Here is a 7,872-nt window from a genome sequence, read left to right as displayed (position 1 = left end):
CCCTGGTACTTCTGAGAGGGGCTCATCGTCAGCGCGACAGGGCAAGATGAGGGAGTGACCTCCCGCAGCGACTCGCCGAGCACCGGTTCGAGCCGCCCGCGGGTCGAGCCGACCGAGGCCATCAACGTCCCACGGGGCGGCCGCCCCGCCGGCTACCGCCAACCGTTCCGGACCACCGCGGCCAACGCGACGAGGGCCCTGGGCCGCGGCGTCGGGCGCGCCACCGTCGGCACCGCCCGCCTCACCGCGCGGGCCGGCCGCTTCACCACCCGCAGGTACCACGCCTACACGCACTCCGGCGGCGCCGGCGAGTCCGGCCTGGCCCGCGTCACCGAGCTGCACGCGACCCACACCGCGGGCGACGCGGCGATGATGCTGGCCCTCGCCGGCACGGTCTTCCTCAACCCCAAGACCATCGAGGCCCGCGACCAGGTGGCCTGGTTCCTCCTGCTGACGATGATCCCGTTCACCCTCGTCGCGCCGTTCCTCGGCCCGCTGCTCGACCGGGTCCCGCACGGCCGGCGCTGGGCGCTCGGCACGACGATGGCGGTGCGCGGCTTCCTCTGCTGGGTCATGGCAGAGGCGATCACGAACCACAGCAACTGGCTCTTCCCGGCCGCCCTCGCCTACCTCGTCGCCTCGAAGGCTTACACCGTCGTCCGCGCCGCGGCCGTCCCCCGTGTCCTGCCCCCGGGCACATCCCTCGTCAAGGCAAACTCCAAGGTCTCCGTCGCCGGCATCATCGGCGGCACCCTGGGCGGCGCGGTCGGCGGCGCCTTCATGCTCGCCGGCGCCTCCTGGGCCCTGCGCGCGACGTTCGTCATGTTCATCGTCGGCACGGTCCAGGCGATCCGGCTCCCGGCGCGCATCGACAGCTCGGAGGGCGAGCACGCCCCCGAGGACACCGCGCCCATCCCGCTCGAGCCGGCCGAGCGGCATACGACCGCTGGGCGGCACCCGAAGGGCGGCCCGGACGAGGCGCTCACCGTCGACTCCCTCGGGCTGTACGGGCGGGCGCGCCGGCGCATCGTCGCCATCCCGTGGCCCGTCCGGCACGCCATGTGGACCACGGGCGGCACCCGCCTGCTGACCGGCTTCCTCATCCTGTTCATGGCCTTCCTCGCCAAGGAGCATCCCATCGACGGGATGCGCGCCGAGCTCATCCTCGGCCTCGTCGGCGTCGCGATCGCGGTCGGCAACGCCCTCGGCAGCGCGCTCGGCAACGTCCTGCGCGACCACCGCCCGGAGCGGGTCGCCATGGTCGCCCTGCTCGTCGCGATGGTCGCGTGCGCCGCCACCGGCCTCTGGTACGGCCTGCTCCTCATCATCGTCATCGGCCTCGTCCAGGGCCTCACCTCGCAGCTCGCCAAGCTGTGCCTCGACGCCCTCGTCCAGCGTGAGGTCGCGGAGTCGGTCCGCACGTCGGTCTTCGGCTGGTCGGAGACGGTGCTCCAGATGCTCTGGGTCGTCGGTGGCGCGCTCGGCATCGTGCTGCCCCTCAACCCGCACGTCGGCTTCCCCGTCGCCGCCGTCGCGCTGCTCGTCTGCGTCGTCCTGGCCGCCCGCACCCGCCGGGCCGGCCGCCCCGCCCGCACCCGCCCGACCCCGAAGGCTGCCACGTGACGCTCCTCCCGCTGCCCGTGCCCGCCGGCCCGGACGCCCTGTCGATCCTGCCTGCCCTCGAGGACGCCCTGGCCGGACGCGCCGCCCTCGTGCCGTATGCCGCAGAGGGACCTCCCCCGGTCATCGCACCGCACGATCCCGCCGAGCTCCCGCAGCGCCTCGCGGTCGCCGTCGGCACCTCCGGCTCGACCGGCCGGCCGAAGCAGGCGCTGCTCACGGCCGACGCCCTGACCGCCTCTGCCGACGCGACCCACGCCGTCCTCGGCGGCCCCGGGTCGTGGCTGCTCGCGATGCCCGCACACCACATCGCCGGGCTGCAGGTGCTCGTGCGCTCCCTCCGGGCCGGGACGACACCACTCCCGCTCGACAGCCGGGACGGCTTCACCGCGGCCGGCTTCGCGCGGGCCGCGTGGGCGCTCCGTCAGACCGGTGCGGCGCGGCGCTACACGGCGGTGGTGCCGACCCAGCTCGGCCGGCTGCTCGCCGACCAGGACGGGCTCGAGGCGCTGCTCGGCTTCGACGGGGTCCTCGTCGGCGGGTCGGCCACGCCGCAGGTGATGCAGCAGGAGGCTCTCGACGCGGGGGTCGCGCTGCGGCTCACCTACGGCATGAGCGAGACCGCGGGCGGGTGCGTCTACGACGGGGTGCCGCTGCCCGTCACCCGCATCCACGTCGACAACGACCGCCACGTCGTCCTCGGCGGCGCGACCGTCGCGTCCGGCTATCTCGGTGAGCCCGACCTGACCGCCGACGCGTTCTCGACCGACCCCGAGGGCGTGCGCTGGTTCCGCACCGACGACCTCGGGCACTTCGACGAGAGCGAGCGGCTCGTCATCGACGGCCGCGCCGACGACGTCATCAACACCGGCGGGCTCAAGATCACCCCCGGCGTCGTCGAGGACGCGATCGCCCGGCACGTGCCCGGTGTGCTCGACGCCGTCGTCATCGGGCTGCCCGACGTCGAGTGGGGCGAGGCCGTCTGTGCCGCCGTCACCCTCATCGACCCGACCGCCCGCATCACCGCGCGCGACATGCGCGAGGAGCTGCGCGGCATCCTGCCCGATCCAGCCCTGCCGCGGCGGGTCGTCACCCTGCCGGCGATCCCGCAGCGCGGCCCGGGCAAGCCGGACCGGGCCGCGATCCGGCTCGCCCTGCAGGCGGACTGAGGCACCCGCTCGGCGGGTGGCAAAATAGGGGCCACCATCTCGTCGAAGGAGGCCCCCGTGGCTCGCGTCCTGCTCACCGCAGCCGTGGTCTTCGCGACGATCTATGCGTTCGTGGACTGCGTGCAGACCAACGGGCGCCTCATCCGCGTGCTGCCGAAGGCCGTGTGGCTCCTCGTGGTGCTCGTCCCCGTCCTCGGGCCGATGCTGTGGTTCATCTCCGGCCGCGTCGACTCCCGTGGCGGGCAGCCGCCGGTCGGCCGCAGTGGTCGACCGTCCGGGCCCCGCGGACCCGACGACGACCCCGACTTCCTGCGCCGGCTCTGAGTCCGGCCCGGCGCAGCTGCTCATGACCGCGCCCCGCCGCCATTCGGCCGCCCCGACCCCCGCCCCTCCCCGGGCCGTTCCTCGGCCCCGCTAGCCCGCGAAGGACCCATGGCCACCCTGTCCCAGTGGATCGAAGGCGCCCGCCCGCGCACCCTGCCCGCCGCGATCTCCCCGATCCTCGTCGGAACGGCCGCGGCCTACCAGACCGGCAACGTCGTCTGGGGCTACGCGCTGCTCGCGCTCGTCGTCGCGCTCGCGCTCCAGGTGGGCGTCAACTTCGCCAACGACTACTCCGACGGCATCCGCGGGACCGACGAGACCCGGGTCGGCCCGGTCCGGCTCGTCGGGCAGCGGCTCGCCGAACCGTCGAGCGTCAAGTTCGCGGCCTTCGCATGCTTCTTCTTCGCGGCGCTGTGCGGCCTCGCGCTCATCGCCCTCTCCGGCCTCTGGATCATGATTCCGATCGGCGTCCTGGCGATCCTGGCGGCCTGGTACTACACCGGCGGGTCGCGGCCCTACGGCTACATGGGCCTCGGTGAGGTGTTCGTCTTCGTCTTCTTCGGCCTTGTCGCGACGCTCGGGACGATGGCGACGATGACGCCGCTGACCAACGCCGCCTGGTGGGGCGCGATCGCCGTCGGCGCGGTCACCTCGGCGATCCTGGTCGCCAACAACCTGCGCGACATCCCCACCGACCGGGTCACCGGCAAGCACACCCTCGCGGTCCGGATGGGCGACCGCGGGACCCGGGCCTTCTACCTCGCGCTCATCGCCGTCACGTTCGTGATGACCGGCCTGGCCGTCGCCACGACGCCCTGGGTGCTGCTCGCCGCGCTCTCCGTGCCGCTCCTCGTCCGGCCGGTGCGTGCGATCGTCGGCGGTGCCCACGGTCGTGACCTGATTCCGGCACTCGCCGGTACCGGCATCTTCGAACTGGCGTGGGCGCTGCTCTTCTCGGTCGGCCTCGCCCTCGGCCGCCACCTCGCCTGACGGGAGACTGCGGACCGCGGTCCGAGACAGCAGGGGGGGCGAGCGTCAGGCCCGGTCAGGCGTGCTCGTCGCGGACCTCGGCGCCCTCGGCCTCCGAGTCCTCGGCCAGCTCGTCCTCGGATCGGGAGTCGCGTGCCGCCACCCGGGCCTCGTGCCGGGCGACCAGCTTGGCCGTCATCTCGTCGCGCATCCCGCGGAGCAGGGCGTACGAGGTGACCGACGAGGCGAGCGCGGCCAGGATGATGAGGACGAGCGGGCTGTGCCGCAGGCCGACCAGCCAGAAGAGCAAGGTGAAGCCGAAGAAGATGAGCAGGCGCAGCACCGTGTAGCGCAGCATGGACAGGTCACATTCCTGAGTAGTTGTGCATGCCGACGAAGGTCGACACGAGGTTGACGGCGGTGAAGTTGATGATGACGGCGGCATAGCCGGCCAGCGCGATGTACATCGACTTGCGGGCATCGACGCCGGCGGTGGCCCGCGAGTGCATGTAGGCGGCGTAGACGGCCCAGATGACGAACGTCCACACCTCCTTGGGGTCCCACTGCCAGTACGCGCCCCACGCCTGCTTGGCCCAGATCGAGCCGGCGATCAGCGTGAACGTCCAGAGGATGAAGGCGCCCATGTTGAGGCTGTATGCCGTCCGCTCGAGGGAGACCGCCGACGGCAGCGACTCGATGAAGTTCGGCTTGGCCGGCGGGTGCTCCTCGCGGCGTACCCGCAGCAGGTAGACCGCGCCGACCGCGGCAGCGATGGTGAAGAGCGCGACGGCCAGGAAGGCGACCGTGACGTGGATGGCGAGCCAGTAGGACTTCAGCGCCGGCATCAGCTCGTGCGCCTCGGTGTAGAGCACCGTCACGGACAGGCCGAGCACGAGCAGGATCGGCGTGACGATGAAGACGCCGAGCCACTCCCACCGGTTGCGCCGGGCCAGCAGCGAGTAGGCCACCCCCACGGCGGCGACCGCGGCGGTCGCGAACTCGAACATGTTGCCCCACGGCGGCCGCGACACGGCGACGCCGCGCATCAGGACGGACCCGACGAGCAGGAGGGTGGCGAGGTACGTCAGGGTCAGCCCGATGCTGCCCCACTGCCTGCTGCGCAGCGACTCCGGCCCGGATGCTGCTGGGTCGGCGGCCGCGTCAGCCGCGGGCTCGGCCTCAGCCTCGGACCCGACCACCGTGTCGCTGCTGCCGGCGCCCGGCGCGGCTCCGGCGCCGACCAGCACGTCCGTGCGGGCCGCTGCCCGCTCCTCGGCGCGGCGTGGCGCGCGCGCCGAGAGGTGCGTGACGAACGCGAGCATGGCGAGGGTGAAGACCACCATCGACGAGTAGAGCGCGTTGTTGGCCCAGCTGGCCAGTGTCTGCGAAGTCACGGTGCGGTTTTCCGTTCTGCAAGGTGGTCGTGCACAGCCTGGATGATGGAGGCCAATCCGGCATCGGAGTCCTTCGAGAGGCCACCGATGCTCACCACGGTAGCCGGTGCCCCGTCTTCGCCGTCAGCCCGGCGGACGCGGACGAAGACCCGGCGCCGCTTGATCGTCAGGCCGAGGATGAGCCCGCCTGTCGTGAGGATCGCCGAGACGAGCGCGATCAGCTCGCCGGGGTCGTGGCGGACCGACAGCCCCGCGAAGCGCTTGACCGAGTCGAAGGTGATCGACCCACGGCCGCCAGGCAGCTGGTAGGTCTCGCCCGGCTTGAGGCGCACGAGGACGGGCGACCCGTCAGGCTTGGTCACCTGCTTCATCGCCTCGGTGTTGAGGGTGTAGACCGATTGCGGCATCCCGCCGGGGAAGAGCGTGCCCTCCCAGACGGAGAGCGCGACCTCCGGGTCGAGTGCGTCCGGGAAGATCGAGGCCGGCCCGTTGCGGAAGGTCGGCTCGGCCGTGGGCAGGAAGAACCCGGTGATGCCGAGCTGCTTCGGGGCCGGCAGTGCCGAGACCTTGACGACACCGACGGAGCGGTAGTTCGGGTCCTGCGGCAGGAAGGGGGTCGCCTCGTGGTAGAGCACCTGGCCCTTGGCGTCGCGGACGGTGATGACCGGTGTGTAGCCGTTGCCGAGCAGATAGACGTCGGACCCGTTGATGGCGAGCGGGTGGTTGACGCTGATGTCCGCCTTGGCGCTCGGAGCACCCGGGTCGGACTGGAACGTCGTATGGGCGACGAAGTCACGCGGCTGTCCGAAGGTCTGCCCCGGGGTCCGGATGAAGTCGGCCTGGAGCCGGTCCAGGCTGAGCACGAAGCTCGGGATCCGCGACGAGTCGACCCAGGGGCCGGGCGAGAAGGTGTTGTAGGTCGTGATCGACGAGGCGAACTTCTGCCCTTCCGGCACGATGACGTCCCCGCGCCAGCCGAAGAGGTGACCGACCGCCATCCCGACGATGATCCCGGTCAGGGCGAGGTGGAAGACGAGGTTGCCGGTCTCCCGGAGATAGCCGGACTCGGCGGACACCGACGCGTCGTCGTGCGAGTGGACCCGGAAGCGACGCCCCTTGAGCACCTCCCGCGCCGCGTCGAGCACCTCGGCGGGCGCCGCGGTCGTGGTGAGCGTCGCGTGATGCTCGAGCCGCTCCGGCCGGGCAGGGGCCCGCGGCGGCCGGGCACGGAGCGCGGCGAAGTGCACCTTGGTGCGCGGCACGATGCAGCCGACGAGGGAGATGAACAGCAGCAGGTAGATCGCCGAGAACCACGGCGAGGAGTAGACGTCGAAGAAGCCGAAGCGGTCGAGCCAGGGACCGCTCGTCTTGTGCTGGGCCAGGTAGTCGGCGACCCGGCCGGCGTCGATGTTGCGCTGCGGGAAGATCGAGCCGGGGACCGCGCCGACCGCGACGAGCAGGAGCAGGAAGAGCGCCGTGCGCATGCTCGTCAGCTGCCGCCAGGCCCAGCGGATCCAGCCGACGAAGCCGAGCTTCGGCAGCTGTGGCTGCGGGGCCGCCGGGCGCGGCTTGGTCGTGGTGTCGCTGCTGACCATCAAAGAACCGTCCGGAACGTGCCGATGAGGTGGACCTGGAGCCAGACCATCACGGTCTCCCACAGTCCGGTGACGAGCATGACCCCGACGACGAGCAGGAGCAACCCGCCGACGAGCTGGATCGGCCGCTGGTGCCGGCGCAGCCAGGCGTTGGCCCGGCCGGCCTTCTCCCAAGCGGCCGCCATGAGGAGGAACGGGGTGCCGAGGCCGAGGCAGTAGGCGACGGCGAGCACGAGCCCACGGCCGACGGTCCCCGACTCGGCGGCGAGCGGGGCCGCCAGGGCATTGATCGCCCCGAGGGTCGGTCCCAGGCACGGGCTCCAGCCGATCCCGAAGACCGCCCCGAGCAAGGGAGCGCCGGCGAGGCCGGCCCTCGGCCGCCAGGCCAGCTGAGCGGCATACCCCTTGCCGAGGCCGAGGAAGAGCAGCGCGGTCACGATCACGACGACCCCGCCGATGCGCATCAGCAGGGCGCGGTGGGCCTGCAGGGCGAGGCCGAGCATGGACACGCCGAACGCCATGAGGAGGAATACGACGGAGAAGCCGAGGACGAACAGCAGCGCCCCGAGGACCAGCCGGCCGCGCGCACGGTCCTTGAGCGAGACGTCACCGAGGCCGGTGACGTAGCCGAGGAAGCCGGGCACGAGCGGCAGGACACAGGGCGAGGCGAAGGAGACGAAACCCGCCACGAGGGCAACGGCCGCCGCGACGACGACCGGCCCCGTGAGCAGTTCGGACGACACGGGTCAGCCCTCGGCCCGGACGTCGTCGATGAGCCCCCGAAGGGTCGTCTCCGTGACG

At 72.2% G+C, this 7,872-nt stretch carries 8 protein-coding genes; 4 read left to right on the top strand and 4 right to left on the bottom strand.

Annotated features, from left to right (window positions below):
* Positions 1-54: 54 nt before the first annotated feature.
* The 4 genes from ACTHJJ_RS06945 to ACTHJJ_RS06930 all read left to right on the top strand — a co-directional run bounded on the left by ACTHJJ_RS06945 (position 55) and on the right by ACTHJJ_RS06930 (position 4,103).
* Positions 55-1,623, top strand: a complete 1,569-nt coding sequence (locus ACTHJJ_RS06945) for an MFS transporter (protein ID WP_440302210.1) — start codon at positions 55-57, stop codon at positions 1,621-1,623.
* Positions 1,620-2,789 (top strand): o-succinylbenzoate--CoA ligase, encoded by a 1,170-nt coding sequence (gene menE, locus ACTHJJ_RS06940; protein WP_440302209.1) that lies wholly within the window; start codon positions 1,620-1,622, stop codon positions 2,787-2,789. The genes ACTHJJ_RS06945 and menE overlap by 4 nt, the downstream gene beginning before the upstream one ends.
* 57 nt (positions 2,790-2,846) lie before the next feature.
* Positions 2,847-3,113 (top strand): PLDc N-terminal domain-containing protein, encoded by a 267-nt coding sequence (locus ACTHJJ_RS06935; protein WP_440302208.1) that lies wholly within the window; start codon positions 2,847-2,849, stop codon positions 3,111-3,113.
* Between the two features lie 108 nt (positions 3,114-3,221).
* Positions 3,222-4,103, top strand: a complete 882-nt coding sequence (locus ACTHJJ_RS06930) for a 1,4-dihydroxy-2-naphthoate polyprenyltransferase (RefSeq protein ID WP_440302207.1) — start codon at positions 3,222-3,224, stop codon at positions 4,101-4,103.
* 55 nt (positions 4,104-4,158) lie between these two features.
* On the opposite strand, the gene ACTHJJ_RS06925 is transcribed toward ACTHJJ_RS06930, so the two are convergent.
* Genes ACTHJJ_RS06925 through ACTHJJ_RS06910 form a run of 4 tightly spaced genes read right to left on the bottom strand, consistent with a single transcriptional unit; the run spans position 4,159 to position 7,814 of the window.
* Positions 4,159-4,440, bottom strand: coding sequence for a DUF4229 domain-containing protein (locus tag ACTHJJ_RS06925; protein WP_440302206.1), 282 nt, complete (start codon positions 4,438-4,440; stop codon positions 4,159-4,161).
* A 7-nt stretch (positions 4,441-4,447) separates the two neighbouring features.
* Positions 4,448-5,476 (bottom strand): c-type cytochrome biogenesis protein CcsB, encoded by a 1,029-nt coding sequence (gene ccsB, locus ACTHJJ_RS06920; RefSeq protein WP_440302205.1) that lies wholly within the window; start codon positions 5,474-5,476, stop codon positions 4,448-4,450.
* A complete protein-coding gene (resB, locus tag ACTHJJ_RS06915; protein ID WP_440302204.1) occupies positions 5,473-7,071 on the bottom strand; it encodes a cytochrome c biogenesis protein ResB in 1,599 nt (532 codons plus the stop codon). Before resB ends, ccsB begins: the two co-directional genes overlap by 4 nt.
* Positions 7,071-7,814, bottom strand: a complete 744-nt coding sequence (locus ACTHJJ_RS06910) for a cytochrome c biogenesis CcdA family protein (protein WP_440302203.1) — start codon at positions 7,812-7,814, stop codon at positions 7,071-7,073. Before ACTHJJ_RS06910 ends, resB begins: the two co-directional genes overlap by 1 nt.
* Between the last annotated feature and the right edge of the window lie 58 nt (positions 7,815-7,872).

It is taken from the genome of Intrasporangium sp. (assembly GCF_051961875.1).
In the GTDB taxonomy this organism is placed as follows: Bacteria; Actinomycetota; Actinomycetes; order Actinomycetales; family Dermatophilaceae; genus Intrasporangium_A.
This window is presented reverse-complemented; position numbering and strand designations above follow the sequence as displayed.

Bases quoted from the DNA above. Each gene is read 5' to 3' on its own strand.
- ACTHJJ_RS06930 (WP_440302207.1), top strand. From the start codon at position 3,222: ATGGCCACCCTGTCCCAGTGGATCGAAGGCGCCCGCCCGCGCACCCTG.
- ACTHJJ_RS06925 (WP_440302206.1), bottom strand. From the start codon at position 4,440: ATGCTGCGCTACACGGTGCTGCGCCTGCTCATCTTCTTCGGCTTCACC.
- resB (WP_440302204.1), bottom strand. From the start codon at position 7,071: ATGGTCAGCAGCGACACCACGACCAAGCCGCGCCCGGCGGCCCCGCAG.